This is a genomic window from Noviherbaspirillum suwonense, from assembly GCF_900182955.1.
GTDB lineage: Bacteria > Pseudomonadota > Gammaproteobacteria > Burkholderiales > Burkholderiaceae_D > Noviherbaspirillum_A > Noviherbaspirillum_A suwonense.
The window spans coordinates 144604-165126 of sequence record NZ_FXUL01000015.1; the positions used below are offsets into that span (position 1 = coordinate 144604).

Genomic DNA, 20523 nt, shown 5'->3' on the forward strand with positions numbered 1-20523 from the left:
GGCTAGTCGCCGACCTTCACCGAATGTTCGCGGGTGGCATGGAAGGTGATCTTGGGCCAACGCTCCTGCGTCAGCTTCAGGTTCACGCCTGACGACGCGAGATAGGCCATGTTGCCGGCGGCGTCATAGGCGATGTTGTGGCCGGCCGCCGATTTCTCGAAGTCCGCCAGCACCCGCTTGTCGTCGCAGGATATCCAGCGGGCGCTGCTGATGCTGGTGCCCTCGAACACCGCGTCGACGCCGTACTCGTTGAGCAGCCGGCTCGCCACGACCTCGAACTGCAGCACGCCGACCGCGCCCAGGATCAGGTCGCCGCTGTTGACCGGCTTGAACACCTGCACCGCGCCCTCCTCGCCCAGCTGCTGCAAACCCTTGTGCAGCTGCTTGACCTTGAGCGGATTGCGGATGCGCACCGAGCGGAAAAAGTCCGGCGCAAAATACGGGATGCCGGTGAACTGCAGCATCTCGCCCTCGGAGAAGCTGTCGCCGATCTGCATGTTGCCGTGGTTGGGCAGGCCGATGATGTCGCCGGCATAGGCTTCCTCGACCTGCTCGCGCGACGACGCCATGAAGGTCACGACGCTGGAGAGCTTGATGTCGCGGTTCAGGCGCAGGTGGCGGATCTTCATGCCGCGCTCGAAGCGGCCCGAGCAGACGCGCAGGAAGGCGATCCGGTCGCGGTGCGCCGGGTCCATGTTCGCCTGGATCTTGAACACGAAGCCTGAAAACGGCGTTTCGGTCGGCGCGACCGCGCGCACGGTGGCGTCGCGCTCGCGCGGCGGCTGCGCCCAGTCGAGCAGCGCGTTCAGGATTTCCCGGACGCCGAAGTTGTTGATTGCCGAACCGAAGAACACCGGTGTCTGCTTGCCGGACAGGAAAGCATCGAGGTCGAACGGATGGGACGCGCCGTGGACCAGTTCGACTTCCATCTTCAGCTGCTCGATCTCGAGCGGGAACATCTCGGCCAGGCGCGGATTGTCGATGCCCTTGAGCACCTCGAACGTCTGGTCGGCCTTCTCGCTGCCGGCGGCGAACAGCATGATCTCGTCGCGCAGCAGGTGATAGACGCCGCGGAAGGACTTGCCCATGCCGATCGGCCAGGTGATCGGCGCGCACTGGATGTCGAGCACCGACTCCAGTTCGTCCAGCAGTTCCAGCGGATCGCGGGTCTCGCGGTCCATCTTGTTCATGAAGGTGATGATGGGCGTGTTGCGCATCCGGCAGACGTTGAGCAGCTTGATGGTCTGCGCTTCCACGCCCTTGGCGGCGTCGATCACCATGAGCGCCGAGTCGACCGCGGTCAGCACCCGGTAGGTGTCTTCGGAAAAGTCCTGGTGGCCGGGCGTGTCCAGCAGGTTCACCACGTGGTCGCGGTATTCGAACTGCATCACCGAGCTGGCGACCGAGATGCCGCGCTGCTTCTCGATTTCCATCCAGTCCGAGGTTGCATGACGGCCGCTCTTGCGCGCCTTGACGGTGCCGGCCAGCTGGATCGCGCCCGAGAACAGCAGCAGCTTTTCGGTCAGCGTGGTCTTGCCGGCGTCCGGGTGGGAAATGATGCCAAAGGTGCGCCGGCGGGCGACTTCGCGGGCGATCAGTTCGCCCGACGCGCTGCGTGCTGCGGGAACTGCGGAGTCGCTGACGTCGTCGGTCGGCAGATCGGGAATGGAAGACATGGTGGGCGCTTGCGAAAAGCCGTAAAGTCTACCGGCTATTGGGCTCGAAGTCTAATGACCGGCAATGCCTGGCAGCGCCGCTTGCCGGCCGCATCCGGCGGCGACGCGGAGGCTGTCAGCGGCCCATCTCGCGCAGCCGCGCGGCGAGCCTGTCCTGCGCGATGTCCATTTCCCGCTGCAGGCCCAGCTGCCTGCCGCCGGTGTCCTGCTTCCTGTCTATCAGCCTTTCCATTTCGCCGAGCAGGGAGTTGCGCCGCTCGGGGCTGACATTGGGCCGGCGCAGTTCCCTGCGGATGTCCTCGATCCGGTCTTCGCGGCGGCGCATTTCGCGCCGCTCGTTATCCATCGAGCTGCGCAGGCTGTTGATCTGGCTTTCCAGCGCATTGATCTCGCGGCCCTGGCGATAGTTCTGCAGGAAGGCGCTGCGGACGTGCGGCGGGCAGTCGCCGGCATTGTCCGGCGCGCCGCGGCGGCCGACGTCGAACCCGTTCGGCGGCTGGCAGTAGCTGACCAGCCCTTCGAGGCGGCCAGACAGATAGGCCTCCATGTCCGGCTTCGCGCCGATCTTCGCGCAGGCGCTGGCATGCTCCTGGATGCGGCTGCCCGGCAGGCCATTGGCGCCGTCGGCATACCCGATCTGGCGCCAGTCGGCGTTCTGGCACTGCTCGGGCGACAGCGACGCGCAGGCGCTGACGGACAGAAGGATGCCGATGGAAATCAGGCGGCTGGACATGGATCATTCTCCGGCAAATTTAGTCTGTCGACGTTTCGGCCTGAAATATCCGTGTCGCCCTGGACGAGCGGCCAAAAAAAACCCGCGGTGTCGCCACCGCGGGAAGTCGCTGCCTGCATATTGCACAGGAAGATCACGTGACCACCTTACCGCAGGCGGACCGGATCGCTTTGCGTGCCAGCAAATGCGCTCGAAAAAGTCTGCCGTCCTTGCCGGCGGCAGACTTTCATGCCAGAACGAATCCCGGCTTAATGCTCGCGTGGCTTGAACTGCTTGTCGCTGATGCGAAACTTGTTGCGCCTGTCGCCCATCAGGCTGCGCAGCTCGGCAATGCTGAGGTCCGTGACTTCATGCATGCGGATCAGCAGCGACGCGCCAACCGGCAGGCGCCGATGGCGAATCTTGCTGATCACCGGCGGCGCCACTTCCAGCGCCCTCGACAGGGCGGCATCGTTCTTCAGTTTGAGCTTGCCGATGATCGAGGCGAGCAGGTGGTCGGGATCATATTTGACGGGTGACGATTCAGTATGGACGTTCATGTCGATCTCGCTCGTTGGTTGACGGTTCTTGCATTCTGGTCACGTCGACCCTTGCCATTTTGATATATCGCAAGCATCCTTTTGGCAACTCGGCCCAATCCCCCCGATGCCGTATCGGCAAATGCCCAACGCACCGGATGGCGAAATACTATTCGTCGCTGCCGAACTCGGCTTCTTCCTCAAGGTAATCGTCGCGGCAATGGCTGCTGCAAAAGCGCCGCACGCTATCGACCGGCTGGTCGCAATACCAGCAGCTTCCCTTGGGCTGCAATGCGAGCAGGCTCGCGTTGCGTGCTCCGCCCTGCCCTGCAGCGGGAAGATGCGACTCCTGATTGGAACGCGCTTCAATCATGATTTCCTCCTGAACTTCGCCGTTGAACCCGGTAGCAATAGCAATTAGCCGGGACAATATTACATTTATGACAACTACCGGACGTGCGTACAGTCAAGCTTGTGTTTCAGGTCATGTTGAAAAAGGAATTGCATGGTCGGGACTCCTCAGCCGCACTGGAGGAAATCGCCGCTGCGTACGCAGCGGCGGCCCTGCGGATCGAGGTAGACGCCGCTTTCCGGTTCGGCCGCGCGCCCGTTGTACCGGGCGCCATTCGGGTCGACGCAACCGCCCGCGTCGCAGCTATTGATGATGACCGGGGGCCGGGATTCCGGCGCAGGCGGCTGGCGCACGGCCGGCTCTTGGGCGGGCAGGCCCCGGCCGGCCTGGTACGAACAGCCGGACAGCGACGGGCAGCCATCGTCGGCCCCGCTGGCGGCGCCGGCCAGGAGCAGCGCCAGTGCGCCGGCAAGGACCGCGCTTATGAAGTGGCGAGGCGTCATCGCTGTAACCCGAGCCTGTCCTGCCCTGGTCCCGTCGCGGCTAGGCCGGCTGGCGCGGCCCGGCGGCCACGAGCAGGCTGCAGCGTATTTTTTCCAGCAGCACCGCATCGATCGAGCCGCGCCACCAGCGCAGCGCGAACGGCTTCTGCCGGGAATGCCCGACGATGATCAGGTCGGCATTCAACTGGTTGGACAGCGACTGGATGACGTCGGCCGGCTCGCCGACTTCCAGGTGATCGGTGACGTTCAGGCCGGCCTCGGCCAGCAGCGCGTGCCCGGCCGCGATTTCCTGTTCCATTTTCTGTTTTTCCGCGACCAGCCCTTCCTCGACGCTGAGCACCGCGGCCGCCGCGTATTCGCCGACCAGCAGATAGGGAGGCGGCGTGACGACGACCACCAGGTGCACCTGCGTTTCGCTGCCGGGAGCCAGCTTGATGCATTCATGCAGAGCGTAGCGGCTCTCCGGGCTTCCGTTATAAGCAACCAGGATCGTGCGGTACATGCGGGCCTCCTTCACATGATGGTGCGGTAATCGTGTCGCGGGATGGTAACCTGCTAATAGCCAGTCTAGCAATACGAACCGGATTTAGGCAGTCCGACGCAATATTCCCGCATTCGGCGCGACGTTCGGGCCCGTTCAGGCCGACGCGGCCTCCTGCAGCGCACGTTCCTGGGTCCGGAAGAAAAGCTGGATCAACTCCCGCACCAGGCGGCGCTCGTCCGCTTCCAGCGCATGCAGGGCCTCCACCAGCTTCAGGTCCTCGCGGCTCATCGCGGCCAGCATGGCGCCCAGCGTCTTGTCGACCGGCGCCTGCCCTTCCTTGCCGCCGCCGGTTGCGAGCCCGCCGAAACGCAGCCATTCCGCCGGCACCTGCAGCCATTGCGCCAGCGAGCGCAGCTTGTCCTGTGTCGGGATCGATTCCGCCATCAGCCACTTGCGCGCAGCATGCACGGTGATCGCCCTGCCCGGGAAATGACTGTTAAAACCGCGGGCCAGCGCGGTCGGGCTGTCCGCGGGCTGCCTTGCCTGCCGCAACGCGCTTTGCAGCCGCTCGGCAAATTCTTTTCTTTCTTGGGAAATATTCATTAGAACCTTTATCGACCCCGAACCGATTCCCGTCGCCCTGAATCGCGGCAAAGCAGGCATCCCGGTGTGCAGTGTTATATTTATGATGATGAATAGTAGGATTTCCCTAATTCCCTATCTGTACGGCAACGAACATTTAGATAGTTTCAGGGCGATTGCGAAGGTTCGATGACCATGGCATTCTTTGCCCAACTTGCTAGGAGTGTTCGATGAGCGACCAAAAAGCCGAGATAGGCAGAAATGTCTTTAATGAACCCCTGGTTCCATGCTCATTCGACCCGCTCACCGGCTACTTCCGGGACGGTTGCTGCCGGACCGACGATACCGATACGGGCACGCATGTCGTCTGCGCGATCATGACGAGGGAGTTTCTGGAGTTCAGCCGTTCGATGGGAAATGACCTGATGCTGCCGCGCCCGGAATATGGGTTTCCGGGGCTGTTCGCAGGCGACCAGTGGTGCCTGTGCGCGCTGCGCTGGGAGCAGGCCTATCGCGCCGGCAAGGCGCCGCAAGTCGTGCTGGAGAGCACGAACATCCGCGTGCTGGATATCGTCGACCTGGCCGCGCTGAAAAAGCACGCGTGGGCGCCGGACCTGGCCTGACCGGCCCGCGGCCTTGCAGTCTGTGAGGATTTATTGCTGGTCGTAGTTTCGGCGGCGCGCCGGCTGTAGCAGCACGCGCAGCGCGACGTCGATGTCGACACGGCGGTTGCGCAGGAAGTTTGCCGCATAGCCGGTTCCGTGGATGCTTTGCATCCGGATACCCTGTTTCACGAAACGGGCCGTGTGCCAGTCTGGACGAGTAGGAGTGGACGCGGGAAAGTCCCACGGTTCTTCATTTTTTTGCGTCTGCATGGTCTTTTTTTGCTAAAGGGGATGGATGCGGGAGAGGAAACGGTATATCTGTCAATGCGGCTGCAAGCTTAAGTTTTCGATAATGGCCTGTCTGTACGGAACCGCACCGAAAATCGCCGCTCCAATATTTGCCCAGCCCGGATCCATCGACGTTGTATTGTCGAAATGAGCAGTCATTGTAGTTCTCCTGCGCGCCAGTTCAATTACTCCTTATCAACACGGCAACAGAAAATTGCGGAAATCGATAGAATCTGTGCATGATGTTGTTAAATTGTAAATTAATTCCGTACTGATTTATTACACACCTCTTGTTTCACTGTTTCGCTTGATTTATTGCCTACGCCATGAATTCAGACGATCTGGAATGTTTTGCAAGGGTGGCCAACTGCGGCAGCATCTCGCGTGCCGCGCTGGAGCTTGGCAGCGACCAGTCGACGGTAAGCCGCCAGCTGCTGCGGCTCGAAGCGTCGATCTGCTCGCGCCTTTTTCATCGCAGCGGCCGGGGCGTGGTGCTGACGGACGCCGGGCGGACGCTCCTGGTGCATGCGCGCCGCGTCACCGAAACGGTCGAGGAAGCGCGGCGCGCGATCCACGCGTTTTCCAGCCACGGCCCGGCTGCGCTCGTCATCGGCGCGCAGGCGACCATCGCCCGTACGATACTCGGCCCGGTGGGCACCGCATTGCGCGAGCATTTTCCACGGACCCGGCTGCGCTTTGCCGACGGCACCAGCAGCGACATGCTGTCATGGCTGGCGTCGGGCACCATCGACGCCGCCGTGCTGTACCTGCCGGCGCAGACCGCCGGCCTGAAGATCGACGTGCTGCTGCAGGAACCGGTGCGGCTGGTCGCGCCAGGCAGCATGCCAGGGCTCGAAGACGAATTCCCGGTGCGCCGGCTCGGCGAGGTGCCGCTGGTGCTGCCGAGCGCGCCGCATGGCCTGCGGCTGCTGGCGGAGGCGCTGGCCAGCCGGGCCGGCATCGCGCTGCATGTCGCGATCGAATGCGATGTCTCGATCAGCGTCACCAAGCGCCTGGTGCAGAACGGCTGCGCCTATACCCTGCTGCCGCTGGCCGCAGTCGCGGACGAGGTGGCCAGCGGCACGCTGCACACGGCGCGGCTGGTGGGCGCCGACGTCAGCCGCGAGGTCGTGCTGGCCACCGCGCGCAACCACGCGGGAGCCGCGGAACTCTGGAATGTTCTCCAGACCGTCCGGCAGCAGATATGCAATACGGTCACCAGCGGCGGCTGGCCGGACGCGCGCTTGCGCAGTTGACGACAGGACGGCCACTGCTCGCGCCTCGCGGAAATATTTACGATCAGAAACAATGTTTATTTAAAAATAGTTGCTCTGCGGGAACATTTTGGCTATAAATACGGTCTGTATCAACGCGCGGGCACTCTTTTCCGCCCGCCGATAACAACCGATGGGAAATCATGAAGCAACCGAGTCTTGCCAAGCTTACGACCTACGATCCAAATCCCCTGCTGGACACAGTCACGGAATATCTGAATGTCAAGAACGATGCCGCCCTGTCACGTGCGCTTGCCATCGCGCCGCCTATCATCAGCAAGATACGGCATCGCAAGATGGTGGTCGGCGCCGCGCTGCTGATCCGCATGCATGAAATCACCAATATCAGCATCAAGGAACTGCGGGCGCTGATGGGCGACCGACGGCCGATCTTCTGCTGAATTCCTGACCCGTCCAGGCCCACGGCCTGGACGCCGGCAGCGTCAACCGTCCGCGTCCAGCGGACGCACAATCCCCCCTCCTCCCAGTCCGCATGCAACCAAGCCGCGCCAGCGCCGGTCTGATGCTCAATGCCGCATGTTTGCCCAGCAACAATTGCGCCCTCTCAGAACCGCCCAACCAGGAGAAAACGTGATGCCGATGACAAGCACCTATACCAAGCCAGAACCCGCACGCTCGGAGATCGACCAGATTGCCGGCGCCGCAGTGATCGAATTCGGTACGCCATGGTGCGGCTACTGCATGGCGGCGCAGGCGCCGATCGCACAGGCGCTGGACGCGCAGCCGGACGTGAAACACATCAAGGTCGAGGATGGCAAGGGCCAGCCGCTGGGCCGCTCGTTCCGCGTCAAGCTGTGGCCGACGCTGGTATTCATGAAAGATGGCCGCGAGATGGCGCGCCTGGTGCGGCCGGCCGATGCTGCGTCGATCACCCGGGCGCTGGCCGAACTGGACGCCGGAAACTGACATCTTGTCCCGGCGTCGCCGGCCCGCTCGCCCGGAGCGCATCTAGCCGGCGATATGCGCAATCAGCGGCAGGTGATCGGAAGCCAGCCGCGCCAGCGGCGTCGCATGCACCTCGACCCGCACCAGCCGGTGGCGCGGGCTGATCCAGAGCCGGTCCAGCGCGAATACCGGGAAGCGCGACGGGAAGGTCCGTGGCGCCGGCACCGGTTCGAAATGGGAGACCAGCCAGCGCAGCGGCCGGCCCCAGACGAACCACTCGTTGAGGTCGCCGGTCAGGATCACCGGCATGCGGTCGGTGTCGAAGGCCTGCAGCAGCAGCCGTATCTGGTGGCGCCGTTCGGCCGGCTGCAGGCCGAGATGGGTGGCGATGACCCGCAGCGGATGGCCGTGGCAGTCGATGTCGGCATCGAGCGCGCCGCGCGGCTCGCGGCTGCCGAATGACAGGTCGATCGTCCGCTTGGCGATGATCGGGTAGCGGCTCAGCACCGCATTGCCGTAACGGCGCTCCGGGCGATCTTCGGTCGGCCCTTCCACCGCATGAAAACCGGTGGCTTCTTCCAGCAGATCCAGCACGCTGGCGCGGCCCGCGCCGCCCAGCGGCACTTCCTGCAGCGCAATGACGTCGGCGTCGATTTCCCGCAGCACGTCGGCGATGCGCTGCGGCGCGAGGCGGCCGTCGGTGCCGATCGCCCCGTGGATATTGTAGGTGGCCACGGTCAGCGGCCACGGATTGAGGTCGGGTGCGACTGCCGTGTCCGTGTCCTGCCCCGATGCCGGCAGCATCAGTTTTTCCATGCCGCCTCCCGCCTCGCGAACAGCTTCTGCAGGCCCAGCGCGGACGCGATCAGGACCACGCCCATCAGCACCAGCACCGCGATTGTGCCGGCGGTGGGTCGGCGCGCCGCTTCGGCCAGGTGATGGACGAAGGTGACGGTCAGCACGATGCCGGGCGCCATGCCGAGCACGGTGCCGATCAGGAAGTCTCGCAGCCGGATATGCGACGCGCCGGCGACCACGTTGACCACCGCGAACGGCGCGACCGGCAGCACCCGCACCACCATCACCGCGAGGACGCCGCGCTTGGCGATGCGGCGGCTCAGCCGGTTGATCCGCGCGCCCAGCAGGTCGCGCACCGTCTCGCGCCCGACCCAGACGCCCAGGCCGTAGGTCAGCGCGGCGCTCAGCGTGGAGCCGACGATCGCATACAGCGCGCCGTAGAAAGGACCGAAGACAATGCCGGTGACCGCGATGAGCAGGGTCACCGGCACCATCAGCGACGCGGCGAGCATGAAGCTGGCGATCGCGATGGCCGGCGTGAAAGGCAGGTACTGCAGGCGTTCCGCCATGCCTATCATGGACGCCAGGTTCATCGTGTCCCGGAGCGGCGTCGCACGCCAGGCCACCGTCAGCAGCACCAGCGCCAGCGCCAGCAACCCCAGGCCGATCAGCCGCTGCGGCACCGGCTTCCTGGCGTCCTTGGGCACGAACTGCGCGACCAGTTCGTCCGGCGTGATCGGTCGCTCCGGGTCGAATACCACGTTATCGACCGTCAGCATTTCCATTTCCGGCGTGATCGCCGGGTCCATGGTCTCCAGCCGGCGCTCGTTGCGCAGCAGGTCGACCGTGCGGAGCAGGCCGTGCTCGCGCACCGTTTCCACCACGACGTCGGGCGCGGCGCCCAGGTGTTCGCCGAGCAGCCGCGCGCGCATCCGCGCAATCGCCGCGCGGACCGTGTCGCCGGCCTCGCCCGGCGGCGCTTCCAGCGCCAGGTTGCACTCGGTGTCGAAGGCCATCGAGCGGTTGCTCATGTTGGCCGAGCCGACGCAGAACAGCTCGTCATCGACCGTGAACACCTTGCTGTGCACGTTCAGGCAGCCGTCCGCCAGGCCCGGCAGGTACGGGCAGTACATCCGGTAGCGGCGGCTGTCGTCCGTTGCCTTCAGGCGCTGGTGGACGCGGGCGCGCAATGCGCCCATGGTCGCCTGCTCCAGCCAGCCGCTCTGGTTCTTGGGCGAGATCACCATGATTTCCGGCGGGTCTTCCTCGCGCAGCCGCTCCGACAACGCATTGCACAGCGTGTCCGACGTGAAATACTGGTTTTCGAAGAACAGGTGGCGGCGGGCCGACGCGATGGCGTCGAGGTAGAGCTGGCGCACCTCGAAGACGCCGGAAGCGCCGTCGAACGTCGGCTCGGTGCGGGCAATGGCGACATCGACATTGCGCACGTCCGGCTCGACCGCGGCCGGCCAGGCGTCATGGACGGAGGGCACGGACGGGGCCGCGGCATGCCCGGTCGCCCGGGTCCAGCGGGCGCGCGCCAGTTCGCCGAGCGCGGCGGCGGCCTCGCCGTCGAGCACCGCCTGGACATCGTGGAACGGCCCGTACGGAACGCCGTCCGCATCGCAGCGCAATGCATTGTCTGACGCATGCTCGGGCGTATCCCACCGGCATTTCGTGATGTCCAGCCCGCCGACGAAGGCGATGCTGTCGTCGACCACGACGACCTTCTGGTGATGCGACGCGCCGACCGGGTGCCGGCTGTCCATGTGGAACGCCATGCCGCGATGGCGCCGCCAGCTGGTGCGGTAGGCCGGCAGCAACTCGCGCTCGAGCGCATAGAGCATCGCGAAATCCCAGTTGAGCACGTAGATGCGCAGTTGCGGCCGTTCGGCCAGCACGGCATGCAGGAAGTCGCCGATCGCCGCCGGGTAGCCGTCGTCCGGGCTGCCCGGGGCCAGGACCGTGCGGCTGTCGATATCCCAGCTGAGGATGAACACGCTGTGCCTGGCCTGCAGAATTGCCGAACGCACTGCGGTGAAATAGGCATCGGCGTCGATCAGCAGGCCGAATCGGCTGCTGCGCTCGATGCGCCAGCAGTTGCGGCCGGGCTGCAGCAGCGGGCGCGCCGACGGAGAGGAACGGGTTTCTGGCGTGAGCACGTGGACGTCGGGACCGGTCAGTTGTAAAAACCATATCTTCGGCCAGATTTGCGCCGCAGGTTTTGCGCCGACGGGGCAGGACGGCACAAAGTTGCGGCTTTCATGGCCTGGCGGCAATCGCCGGGCCGGGACAACGCGGGAAACGCAGGCGGGGAGACGGCGGGCCGCCTACGTTGCGCGGCTGTTCAGCGCTTGACCAGTTCGGTGAAGAGCCGCTCGCACGAACGGACGAATTCACTGTCCTGGTACAGCTTGTCCCGGTTTGCCTCGATGCGCGACACCAGTTCGCGCCGGTGTTCCGGGCAGGTCGCCAGACGGACCGCCTTGTCCGCGTAGTCTTCCGCGTCCGCGGCGACCAGGTCGGCAAACAGCTGTTCGCCCATTTTCCGGTACATGCCCAGCGTGTGCCGGCCGCGCTGCATGGCGCCCGGCCAGGTCACGACCGGCACGCCGACCGAGAATGCTTCCAGGTTCGTGTTCTGCCCGTTGAAATGGACGGTATCGAGCATCACGTCGGCGCAGGCCAGCAGTCGCAGGTACTTTTCATGCTCGAGCCGCTTGATGAAGGTGATGCGTTCCGGCGTCCCGTGCGGCAGCGTGCGCCACCTGGCTTCAAGCTCCTGCCGGTAATGCGCCTTGGCAGGCTCGATGAAGACGATGCGCGCCCTGCTGTCGCGCCGCACGATGCCGGCAAGGACCGCTTCCATGTCCGGATGCACCTTGAAAAGCGTCTGCGGGCAAAGGTAGACCGACTCGCCCTCGTCGAGGCCGAATTCGGACCGCGGCACCGGGCCGGCGGGCGGCGTCGGGCGGTCGTAGTAGGACAGCGTGCCGGCATTCGGAATCGTGAGCAGGCGTTCCGAGTAATGCGCGGCGGCGCCTTCCGGCTCGTACAGGTCCGATGACAGGAAATAGTCCATGTTCGGCACGCCGGTCGTGTCCGGATGGCCGAACGATGTCAGCTGCACCGGCGCCAGCCGGGCGAAGGAAAGCAGGTAGGCAAACGGCTCCATGCCGATGTCCTGGTAGAACAGCACGTCGAGCGCAAGTTCTGCAATGCGTTCCCGCGCGGCGGCCAGGTCGTGCGTGCCCAGGGTCAGCACGGAAGACGCGGCGGCATCGATGCGCCTGGCCATCGCATCCCCGGGCGAACGGCCGAGGCGGATCACGATGACCTCGAAACGGTCGCGGTCCAGCTGCTCGACCAGTCCGCAGGTCGTGCCGCCTATGCTGTGGTTGGCAAGGTGCGCCGAAAGTATGCCGACCCGTATGCGGCCCTGCCGGCCGGCGGCATCGGCAAGCTGCGGCGCGGTCCAGCCGAGCTGGGGACAGACATGCAGGTAGGCCTGCGCGATCCTGGCGTGCAGCTCGCGGTTCGGCTTCCCGTGGTACGACAGGAAAAAATAAGGGGCCGTGAACGATTCCGGCCGGGTTGCCCGCAGCGGCGACGCCAGGCACTGGTCCAGCATGCGGTGCATCCGGCTGCGCACCCGGTCGGGATAGGCGGCGTCGGGAATGATGCCCCGCACCAGGGTGGCATTGCGCAGCAGGTAGAGCCCGGCGTTCTTTGGGTCCAGCTTCGCCAGCCGCTCGAACATCGCCGCGGCTTCGTCGAGCCGGTCCAGGTTCTGCAATCCCGTCGCCAGGTTGCGCGCCGCCTCCAGGCAGCGCGGGTCCGCCCTGAACGCCTGCTGGAAGTAGGACAGCGCTTCCGCGTGCCTGCCCTGCAGCAGGCGGATGCTGCCCAGGTTGTTCAGCGCAAGCGCGTACTTCGGATTGACTTCCACCGCCGACCGGAAGCGCTCCTCCGCATCGTCGAACATGCCGCCCTGCAGCAGCATCATGCCCTGGTTGTACAGGCATTCGACCAGGACCTGCCTGACCGCGCCGACCGGGCCGCCCGCGGTCAGCAGATGGCGGCACAGCGCTTCCGCGTCCGCGTAGTCGCCGGTGGCGACGAGGTGCCTGGCCTGTAGCAGCAATTTCGACATGTCAACTTTTTCCTGTGTTTGATCGGGCCGCGCGGCTTGTCGCCAGCGGTTTTCCGGCCGTGAGCTTACCCGGTCCGGCAATCCCGTGCGCGGCGCGGCAAGATTCTGTCCGCGCCGGGCCATCCGTGCAGGCAGCCGCAGGCGGCCGCCGACGAAAAAAAACCGCACCGTATCACCGGTGCGGTTCTTCGACGCCGCCGCGAGGCGGACGTCACGACGGGGAATTACTTCCCGGCGTTTGCGGTACGCAGGCTGACGTCCTTGATCTTGCCGCCTTCGACGACGCCCATCAGCACGTTGGCGATGGTGCCGCCCTTCGGATCCAGGCCTTCGATTTCCTGCGGGTTGTTTTCCGCCGGCAGGGTCTTGAATGCCTTGTCCATCTGCTCGCGGATCTTGACGCCGTCGGTGACGGTGCCGGCCAGCTTCATCGCGATCGCGGTTGCATGCACCGCGGTGTAGTTCAGGCCGATTTCCGAGGTCGGGTCGCGGTCAGGCTGGATCTTCTTGAAGTTGCTGACGAACAGCTTGGCGTTCGGGCGCGGATCGGCCGCCAGCGGCAGCACGCCGACCGAGCCTTCGAGCGGGCCGAGGCCGCCGATGACCTTGGCCATCTCGTCGATCTTGGCCTGGTCCATGATCAGGAAGCCGCCCTTGAAGCCGAGGTCGCGCGCCTGCTTGGCGACCAGCGCGCTAGGCTCGGAAGCGCCGCCGATGAACATGACGTCCGGCTTGTCCTGCAGCACCTTGGAGACGCCGCTGTAGAAGTCGGTTGCCTTGTTGTAGGACATCGGGTTCTCGGCGACGACCTTGCCGCCCGCCGCTTCCCACTTCGGCTTGAATGCCGCGGTCCATGCCTTCGCATAGTCGTGGTCGGCGCCGGCGATGGCGACGTTCTTGCCGAACTTGGCCATTTCAACCTTGATGAACGGGTCGATGTAGATCGTGAAATCCGGCGGGATGCGCACGCTCATCTTGTTGCCGCGCTCGGTCACCTGCGGCAGGCTGGTGTAGGCCAGCAGCAGCGTGTTGGCTTTCTCGTTGAACGCCTGCACCGCGAAGATGCCGCCGGAATGCGGCACCAGGACCGCGGGGGTCTTGTGCTGCTGGATCAGGCGCTGGACGTTGATCGCGGTCTCGGACGGGTTGTACTTGTCGTCGAGCGAAACGATCTCGAGCTTGTATTTCTTGCCGCCGACTTCCAGGCCCTTGGCATTGACTTCGTTCGCAGCCATTTCCATGCCCATCAGCACATTCTTGCCGTAGAGCGCGGCGCCGCCGGACAGCGGTCCGGAAAAGCCGATCTTCACGACTTCCTGTGCCAGCGCGCTGCCGCTGAAGGCCATCGCCACTGCTGCTGCAAGATAAACCGGTTTCATTTTGATACGCATTTTTTCAGTCTCCTTTTGTGAATCTCAGAATCTCTGGATGGGAATTGCACTGCAACGACCAGGTACAGCCGGGCGCCCGTTCAGGCGCCAATGTAAGCCTTGCGCACCGCTTCATTGTTGAGCAGCTCGTCCCGGCTGCCTTCCATCACGATGCGCCCGCCTTCAATCACATATGCGCGGCTGGCGATGCGCAGCGCGGCATAAGCATTCTGTTCGGCCAGCATCACGGTCGTGCCGGCCTTGTTGATCTTTTCGATGGCCTCGAACATCTGCTTCACCACCAGCGGCGCCAGGCCCAGCGACGGTTCGTCGAGCAGCAGCGCCTTCGGCCGCGACATCAGCGACCGGCCGATGGCGACCATCTGCTGCTGGCCGCCGGACAGCGAGCCGGCGTTCATCTCGCGCTTCTCGTGCAGGATGGGGAACATCGCGAACACCTCATCGAGCGTGCTCTTGATGCCCTTGCTGTCGCGCCGGTGCACGTAGCCGCCCAGCGTCAAATTCTTCAGCACCGACATCGCCGGAAACAGCTTGCGGCCTTCCGGGCACTGGACCACGCCGTGTTCGACGATGGCCGACGGCTTCATGCCGACCAGCTCGGTCTTGCCGAACCGGATGCTGCCGGACGCGGCCTTGTGCAGGCCGCTCGTGGTCAGGAAGATCGAGCTCTTGCCGGCGCCGTTCGCGCCCAGCAGCACCACCAGCTCGCCCTCCTTCGCATGGATGTTGATATTGTCGAGCGCGCGGAAGCTGCCATAGTTCAGCGACACATTCTCAAGCTGCAGCATTTTCACTCCCCAGGTAGGCTTCGATCACGATAGGGTTGGACCGAATCTGCGCCGGGGTTCCTTCCGCGATCTTCTCGCCGTAGTTCAGCACCATGATCTTGTCGGCCAGGTTCATGATCATGTCCATCTTGTGTTCGATCAGGCAGACCGTCATGCCGTGCTTGACCAGCTTCTGGATCAGTTCGGCGATGCCGACGGTCTCTTCCGGGTTCACGCCGCCAGCCGGCTCGTCGAGCAGCAGCATCTTCGGCTCGGTCGCCAGCGCCAGCGCGAACGCGACCCGCTTGCGCTCTTCCTGCGAGATGTCGGCCGCGATCCGGTGCGACACGTGCGACAGGCCGACGAAGTCCAGCGCTTCCTGCGCCTTGACCCGGCAGATGCGCTCTTCTTCCTTCAGCCGGCGGGTATTCAGCAGCACGTCCATCAGGCCGGACTTGGTGCGCAGGCGATGGCCGACGATCAGGTTGTCCAGCACAGACGCCCGTTCGAACAGCGTGGTGGCCTGGAAGGTGCGCGACACGCCCAGCTGGGCGACCTGGTCGGCCCGCAGGCCGGTCACGTCCTTGCCGTCGAACACGATCTTGCCGGACGTGGGCGGGATGGCGCCGCTGATCAGGTTGAAGAAGGTCGTCTTGCCGGCGCCGTTGGGGCCGATGATGGCATTGATCTTGTTCTTCTCGAACGAGATGCTGATGTCATGGACCGCGCTCAGTCCGCCGAAACGCTTGGTCAGGTTCTGGATTTCAAGCATGGGAGCTTCCCTTCTGCTGGCTGCGGCCTACGACGCCTGCGGCCGGGGTCTGACGGGCGGCGTTCTGGCTGGCCAGGCGCGACGCATTGCGCGCCTTCCATCCCAGATAGGAGCCGACGATGCCGTGCGGCACGAAGATCACCAGGATGATCAGCAGCGGGCCAAACACGATGAAGCGGTAGTCCTGCAGGAATTGCAGGTACTGGGTCAGCCAGGGCACGCCGATGGCGCCCAGCAGCGGTCCGAGCAGGGTGCCGATGCCGCCGACCAGCATGTACATGGTCATGTCGAAGGTGTGCTCGACGCCCGCGATGCCAGGGCCGAGGAAACGCACGAAACCTGCGTACAGGCCGCCCGCCAGGCCGGCGTAGAACACCGACAGCATGAACGCCAGCACCTTGTTGCGCATCAGGTTGATGCCCAGCGCCTCGGCCAGGTCGTCGCCGTTGCGGATGGCCATGAAGGTGCGGCCCAGCAGCGAATTGGCGATACGGTGCATGAAGAAGACCGCCAGCACCAGGAAGAACAGCACCAGGTAGTACTGCGCGCGCGGCGACTCGAACTCGAAGCCGGCGATCGGCGACGGCGCCGGGATGCCCATGATGCCAACGGTGCCGTGGGTCAGGCCTTCCCACTTCTCGATCAGCAGGTACATGATGTAGCCGACGCACATCGTGAAGATCGAGAAGAAGTGTCCCTTGAGGCGCAGCGACACCAGGCCGACGAAGAAGCCCAGCCCGGCCGCGACGAAGCCCGACAGCGCGAACGCGATCCAGAACGGCACGTTGTGGTCGACGGTCAGGATGCCGACCGTGTAGGCGCCCACCGCCATGAAACCGCTGTGCGCCAGGTTGAACTGGCCGGTGTAGCCGGTGATCAGGTTCAGGCCTATGGTGGCGATCGCGAAGATATACGCGGTCGCCATCACGGTCAGGTAATAGTCGTTGCCGGCCGCGATGAAGGGAAAGGCGATGCCCAGCGCCAGCAGCAGCATCCAGCCGATTTTGCCATCGATGAGTTTCATGATCAGCGGGCTCCGGTAGTGAACAGGCCTTGCGGACGCACCGACAGCACGACGACCAGCAGCACGAAGGCGATGATGTCCTTGTAATCGGTCGAGATATAGAACGCGCCGAAGGACTCGGCGAAGCCGATGATCAGCCCGCCCAGGATCGCGCCGGGAACGCTGCCCATGCCGCCCAGCACGATGATGACGAAGGCCTTGGTGATGACCAGGTTGCCCATCGCCGGGTAGACCAGGTTGATCGGCGCATACAGCGTGGCGGCGACAGCGGCCAGCACGCCGGAAATGGCGAAGGTCATCATCGCGACGCGGTTGGCGTCGATGCCGACCAGCGCGGCGCCGTCGCGGTTCTGCGCCATCGCGATGATGGTCGCGCCGGTCGTGGTCTTGCGCAGGAACAGGTGCAGCGCCAGCATCAGCGCGAAAGCGGCGACGATGATCAGCAGGCGCTGGGACGGCAGCGTCACGCCGCCCATGGAAATGATGCCGGCGTACGGCGTCTGCATGCGGCGGAAATCGGCGCCGAACATGGCCTGCGCGCTGGCTTCCAGGAACAGCAGGATGCCGATGGCGGCGATCATGTGATGCAGGCCCTCGTGGTGGCGCAGCGGGTGGAACACCAGGCGTTCGGCCAGCACGGCGATTGCCGCGACGATCACGCCGGCGCCGGCCATCGCAACCCAGTAGTTGAGACCGAAACTGGACATCAGGAAGAAGGCGGCAAACGCACCTACCATGTAGAACGCGCCATGCGCAAAGTTCGGCACATGCATGATGCCGTATACCAGCGTAAGCCCAAGTGCCACCAGGCTGTACACGCCGCCCAACGTCAGTCCGTTGAGGATTTGCTCCAGTATCAACTCCAAGATCCGTCTCCTTAATATTTCCACGATGCGCCGGCAAATGCGCGATGGCTGGCAGCAAGCCATGGCTGAAGTCCGCTTTTCAGGGTGAAATGCGAACGCTCGTTTTTATTTTTTCAGCGCAGTCGAACCGTATCATTACTAACAAATTCCGGTCAACCAAAATGAGCCATTATTTTGCAGTGCAGAACCGAAAGCTTGGGTTTTTCCGGTTTTTTATGATGAACGGTAGTTTGAAGTCAAATATGCGGAACTGGAAGTCGATTTTTAGTTCAATTAAGACGGGATCCGGCATGGACAACTACGCTTGGCAAGCGAGTTCAGGCCCGACTGTTTCGCTCTGCGGCACAGCATTCCGTTTTCATTGACGGTTACTTTACCGGATGGTAGGTTTGGGAACGGCGCATGCTAACAAAACTACAAGCCATGGACAATCCATCCGGGCATGCAAACCAACCGCGCCGCTGGCGGCGCATTATTCCACCAAGACAGGAGACAGCATGTTGAAAAGACTGATGCCGGCGATCGCACTCGCGGCCGCAGGTTTATGCGCGGCCGGCCAGGCGCAGGCGCAGGCGGCGGGCACCTACCCGACCAAGCCCATCCATATCATTGTCACGTTCACCAGCGGCGGCGCGCCGGACATCCTGGCGCGGCTGATCGGCGAGAAGCTCAATGCGGCCTGGGGCCAGCCGGTGATCGTCGACAACAAGCCGGGCGCCGGCGGCAACATCGGCGCCGACTATGTCGCCAAGTCCGCTCCCGACGGCTACAACCTGGTGCTCGGCACCGTGGGCACCCATTCGATCAATGGCGCGCTCTACCAGAACATGCCCTATGACATGGTCAAGGACTTCACCCCGGTGACCCTGCTGGCGTCCACGCCGAACATGCTGGTGATTAATAACGATGTCCCGGCCAAGAACCTGAACGAATTCATCGCCCTCGGCAAGAAGGAAGGCAAGATGACCTTCGCCTCGTCGGGCTCGGGCACCTCGATCCACGTGTCCGGCGAACTGTTCAAGACCATGACCGGCATCGAGATGCAGCATATCCCGTACAAGGGCCGCGCCAGCGCGATTCCCGACCTGCTGGGCGGACGCGTCACCATGATGTTCGACAACATGCCGTCCAGCCTGCCGCTGGTCCGCGAGGGCAAGCTGCGCGCGCTGGGCGTGACCAGCGCCAAGCGTTCCGCGGCGGCGCCCGACATCCCTACCCTGGCCGAAGCCGGCCTGCCGGGCTTCGAGGCGGTTTCCTGGTTCGCGATGTTCGCGCCGGCCAACACGCCGGCGCCGGTGGTCAACAAGCTGCAGGCGGAAATCAGCAAGATCCTGAAGTCGCCGGACATCTCGAAGAAACTGCTGGACCTCGGCCTGGACCCGTCCGGCTCCACCCCGGCCGAGCTGGCGGCCTACCAGAAGAGCGAGATCGCCAAGTGGTCGAAGGTGGTCAAGGATTCCGGCGCGAAGGTCGAGTGATGGCGGACACAGCACGCTGGACGCGCCGCCCCGACGGCGCAAACTGGGGCGACTTCGGCCCCGACGACCAGCTCGGCCGGGTCAACCTGATCGGCAGCGAGCAGATCCTGAAAGGCGCGGCCGAAGTCCGGGCCGGCCGCAGCTTCTGCCTGTCGCTGCCGCTCGACCTCCCGGGCGGCAACGCGCTCAACCCGCGCCGCCACCCGCCGAAGCTGCAGCCGACCTGGCGCGGCGACACGCCGGTGCTCAACTACGGCATGGACGGCGTCGTCGCCGACAGCATCGACGTGGTGTCGGACGACCAGGTGCTGCTTTGCCTGCAGTATTCGACCCAATGGGACGCGCTTGCCCATGTCGGCGCCCGCTTCGATGTCGACGGCAACGGCAGCGAGACCATGGTCTATTACAACGGCTACCGGGCCGAGCATGACGTCAAGGGTCCGGCGGAGATGGCGGCCGGCTGCTGCGACGGCGGCCACCAGTCGCATGCGGATGCGCTGGGCATCGAGAACATGGCGGTCCACGGCATGCAGGGCCGCGGCGTGCTGGTCGACCTGGCGCGCCATTACGGCCGCGAGCGCAAGCTGGTCGGCTATGACGAGATCGCGGCCGTGATGGCGCAGGACGGCGTGACGGTCGAACGCGGCGACTTCCTGGTGCTGCGCACCGGCTTCGCCGAACTGGTGATGGAAATGGGCGGCAAGCCGGACCCGCACCTGCTGCACGAGACCTGCCCGGTGATGAACGGCCGCGACCAGCGGCTGTTGCAATGGATCACCGATAGTGGGATTGCGGCCATCTGCGCCGACAATTACGCGGTCGAGGCGTATCCGGCGCCGGAGGTTGCCGGGCGCAAGTCCATCCTGCCGCTGCATCATCATTGCCTGTTCAAGCTGGGAATTCCGCTCGGGGAGCTGTGGTACCTGCGGGACCTGGCCGCCTGGCTGCAGGAAAACGGCCGCAGCCGTTTCATGCTGACGGCGCCGCCGCTTCGGCTGCCGGGGGCGGTTGGGTCGCCGGTGACGCCGGTGGCGACGGTGTAGCGGGGAGCCGGCTTCGGCGGAAGGGGTTATGCGATAGCGTCAGGGCTTCGCGCTGGCCGGGCGGGGGCAGTTGCGGTTGCAGTTGACTCCGCGTAGCGACAGTTGCCGTTGCTGTTGACGTTCCGCGTAGCGACAGTTGCTGTTGACGTTCCGCGTAGCGACAGTTGCCGTTGCTGTTCCGCGTAGCGACAGTTGCTGTTGCTGTTGCTGTTGCTGTTGCTGTTGCTGTTGCTGTTGCTGTTGCTGTTGCTGTTGCTGTTGCTGTTGCTGTTGCTGTTGCTGTTGCTGTTGCTGTTGCTGTTGCTGTTGC

The 20523-nt window shown here is 64.3% G+C and carries 25 protein-coding genes; 7 read left to right on the plus strand and 18 right to left on the minus strand.

Features of this window, described 5'->3' with window-relative positions; translation table 11 throughout:
- Window positions 1–2: 2 nt before the first annotated feature.
- The 7 genes from QOL82_RS18350 to QOL82_RS18380 all read right to left on the minus strand — a co-directional run bounded on the left by QOL82_RS18350 (window position 3) and on the right by QOL82_RS18380 (window position 4869).
- A complete protein-coding gene (locus tag QOL82_RS18350) occupies window positions 3–1676 on the minus strand; it encodes a peptide chain release factor 3 (protein ID WP_283443743.1) in 1674 nt (557 codons plus the stop codon).
- 115 nt (window positions 1677–1791) lie between these two features.
- Complete coding sequence (locus tag QOL82_RS18355) at window positions 1792–2409, minus strand: DUF2799 domain-containing protein (protein WP_283443744.1); 618 nt, start codon at window positions 2407–2409, stop codon at window positions 1792–1794.
- A gap of 248 nt (window positions 2410–2657) precedes the next feature.
- Window positions 2658–2948 carry a hypothetical protein gene (locus QOL82_RS18360; RefSeq protein WP_283443745.1) on the minus strand — a complete coding sequence of 97 codons (291 nt, stop codon included), beginning with the start codon at window positions 2946–2948 and terminating at the stop codon, window positions 2658–2660.
- Between the two features lie 148 nt (window positions 2949–3096).
- On the minus strand, window positions 3097–3300 hold the full coding sequence (locus tag QOL82_RS18365) for a hypothetical protein (protein ID WP_283443746.1): 204 nt from the start codon (window positions 3298–3300) through the stop codon (window positions 3097–3099).
- Window positions 3301–3446: 146 nt separating this feature from the next.
- Window positions 3447–3782 (minus strand): hypothetical protein, encoded by a 336-nt coding sequence (locus tag QOL82_RS18370; protein ID WP_283443747.1) that lies wholly within the window; start codon window positions 3780–3782, stop codon window positions 3447–3449.
- Window positions 3783–3822: 40 nt separating this feature from the next.
- On the minus strand, window positions 3823–4284 hold the full coding sequence (locus tag QOL82_RS18375; RefSeq protein WP_283443748.1) for a universal stress protein: 462 nt from the start codon (window positions 4282–4284) through the stop codon (window positions 3823–3825).
- A 135-nt stretch (window positions 4285–4419) separates the two neighbouring features.
- A complete protein-coding gene (locus QOL82_RS18380; RefSeq protein ID WP_283443749.1) occupies window positions 4420–4869 on the minus strand; it encodes a hypothetical protein in 450 nt (149 codons plus the stop codon).
- 209 nt (window positions 4870–5078) lie between these two features.
- On the opposite strand from QOL82_RS18380, the gene QOL82_RS18385 reads away from it, so the two are divergent.
- Window positions 5079–5471 carry a DUF2237 family protein gene (locus tag QOL82_RS18385; RefSeq protein WP_283443750.1) on the plus strand — a complete coding sequence of 131 codons (393 nt, stop codon included), beginning with the start codon at window positions 5079–5081 and terminating at the stop codon, window positions 5469–5471.
- Between the two features lie 30 nt (window positions 5472–5501).
- On the opposite strand, the gene QOL82_RS18390 is transcribed toward QOL82_RS18385, so the two are convergent.
- Complete coding sequence (locus tag QOL82_RS18390; protein WP_283443751.1) at window positions 5502–5723, minus strand: hypothetical protein; 222 nt, start codon at window positions 5721–5723, stop codon at window positions 5502–5504.
- Between the two features lie 51 nt (window positions 5724–5774).
- Window positions 5775–5900 carry a hypothetical protein gene (locus tag QOL82_RS18395; protein WP_283443752.1) on the minus strand — a complete coding sequence of 42 codons (126 nt, stop codon included), beginning with the start codon at window positions 5898–5900 and terminating at the stop codon, window positions 5775–5777.
- A 167-nt stretch (window positions 5901–6067) separates the two neighbouring features.
- Between QOL82_RS18395 and QOL82_RS18400 the strand changes: the two genes are divergently transcribed.
- The 3 genes from QOL82_RS18400 (at window position 6068) to QOL82_RS18410 (ending at window position 7942) form a co-directional block, all read left to right on the plus strand.
- A complete protein-coding gene (locus tag QOL82_RS18400; RefSeq protein ID WP_283443753.1) occupies window positions 6068–6997 on the plus strand; it encodes a LysR family transcriptional regulator in 930 nt (309 codons plus the stop codon).
- Between the two features lie 161 nt (window positions 6998–7158).
- Window positions 7159–7416, plus strand: a complete 258-nt coding sequence (locus tag QOL82_RS18405) for a hypothetical protein (protein WP_283443754.1) — start codon at window positions 7159–7161, stop codon at window positions 7414–7416.
- A 193-nt stretch (window positions 7417–7609) separates the two neighbouring features.
- The gene (locus QOL82_RS18410; RefSeq protein ID WP_283443774.1) at window positions 7610–7942 is read left to right on the plus strand and encodes a thioredoxin family protein; all 333 of its coding nucleotides are present in this window, start codon (window positions 7610–7612) and stop codon (window positions 7940–7942) included.
- Window positions 7943–7984: 42 nt separating this feature from the next.
- On the opposite strand, the gene QOL82_RS18415 is transcribed toward QOL82_RS18410, so the two are convergent.
- The 8 genes from QOL82_RS18415 to QOL82_RS18450 form a co-directional block, all read right to left on the minus strand.
- Window positions 7985–8737: an endonuclease/exonuclease/phosphatase family protein gene (locus QOL82_RS18415; protein ID WP_283443755.1), complete on the minus strand. Its 753-nt coding sequence runs from the start codon at window positions 8735–8737 to the stop codon at window positions 7985–7987.
- Complete coding sequence (locus QOL82_RS18420; protein ID WP_283443756.1) at window positions 8725–10881, minus strand: VTT domain-containing protein; 2157 nt, start codon at window positions 10879–10881, stop codon at window positions 8725–8727. The genes QOL82_RS18415 and QOL82_RS18420 overlap by 13 nt, the downstream gene beginning before the upstream one ends.
- Before the next feature lie 185 nt (window positions 10882–11066).
- The gene (locus QOL82_RS18425) at window positions 11067–12872 is read right to left on the minus strand and encodes an O-linked N-acetylglucosamine transferase, SPINDLY family protein (protein ID WP_283443757.1); all 1806 of its coding nucleotides are present in this window, start codon (window positions 12870–12872) and stop codon (window positions 11067–11069) included.
- A 224-nt stretch (window positions 12873–13096) separates the two neighbouring features.
- Entirely contained in the window at window positions 13097–14263 is a 1167-nt protein-coding gene (locus QOL82_RS18430; protein WP_283443758.1) for an ABC transporter substrate-binding protein, read from the minus strand.
- 80 nt (window positions 14264–14343) lie between these two features.
- The gene (locus QOL82_RS18435; protein WP_283443759.1) at window positions 14344–15051 is read right to left on the minus strand and encodes an ABC transporter ATP-binding protein; all 708 of its coding nucleotides are present in this window, start codon (window positions 15049–15051) and stop codon (window positions 14344–14346) included.
- Window positions 15038–15802 (minus strand): ABC transporter ATP-binding protein, encoded by a 765-nt coding sequence (locus QOL82_RS18440; protein ID WP_283443760.1) that lies wholly within the window; start codon window positions 15800–15802, stop codon window positions 15038–15040. Before QOL82_RS18440 ends, QOL82_RS18435 begins: the two co-directional genes overlap by 14 nt.
- Window positions 15795–16826 (minus strand): branched-chain amino acid ABC transporter permease, encoded by a 1032-nt coding sequence (locus QOL82_RS18445; RefSeq protein ID WP_283443761.1) that lies wholly within the window; start codon window positions 16824–16826, stop codon window positions 15795–15797. Before QOL82_RS18445 ends, QOL82_RS18440 begins: the two co-directional genes overlap by 8 nt.
- 2 nt (window positions 16827–16828) lie before the next feature.
- Window positions 16829–17692: a branched-chain amino acid ABC transporter permease gene (locus QOL82_RS18450; protein ID WP_283443762.1), complete on the minus strand. Its 864-nt coding sequence runs from the start codon at window positions 17690–17692 to the stop codon at window positions 16829–16831.
- Between the two features lie 44 nt (window positions 17693–17736).
- On the opposite strand from QOL82_RS18450, the gene QOL82_RS18455 reads away from it, so the two are divergent.
- The 3 genes from QOL82_RS18455 to QOL82_RS18465 all read left to right on the plus strand — a co-directional run bounded on the left by QOL82_RS18455 (window position 17737) and on the right by QOL82_RS18465 (window position 20213).
- Window positions 17737–18057, plus strand: coding sequence for a hypothetical protein (locus tag QOL82_RS18455; protein ID WP_283443763.1), 321 nt, complete (start codon window positions 17737–17739; stop codon window positions 18055–18057).
- A gap of 132 nt (window positions 18058–18189) precedes the next feature.
- On the plus strand, window positions 18190–19170 hold the full coding sequence (locus QOL82_RS18460) for a tripartite tricarboxylate transporter substrate binding protein (RefSeq protein WP_283443764.1): 981 nt from the start codon (window positions 18190–18192) through the stop codon (window positions 19168–19170).
- Window positions 19170–20213, plus strand: coding sequence for a cyclase family protein (locus QOL82_RS18465; RefSeq protein ID WP_283443765.1), 1044 nt, complete (start codon window positions 19170–19172; stop codon window positions 20211–20213). Before QOL82_RS18460 ends, QOL82_RS18465 begins: the two co-directional genes overlap by 1 nt.
- A gap of 39 nt (window positions 20214–20252) precedes the next feature.
- Here QOL82_RS18465 and QOL82_RS18470 read toward each other — a convergent pair.
- Window positions 20253–20523, minus strand: a 271-nt coding sequence (locus QOL82_RS18470; RefSeq protein ID WP_283443766.1) for a hypothetical protein, incomplete at its 5' end; no start/stop codon positions are given.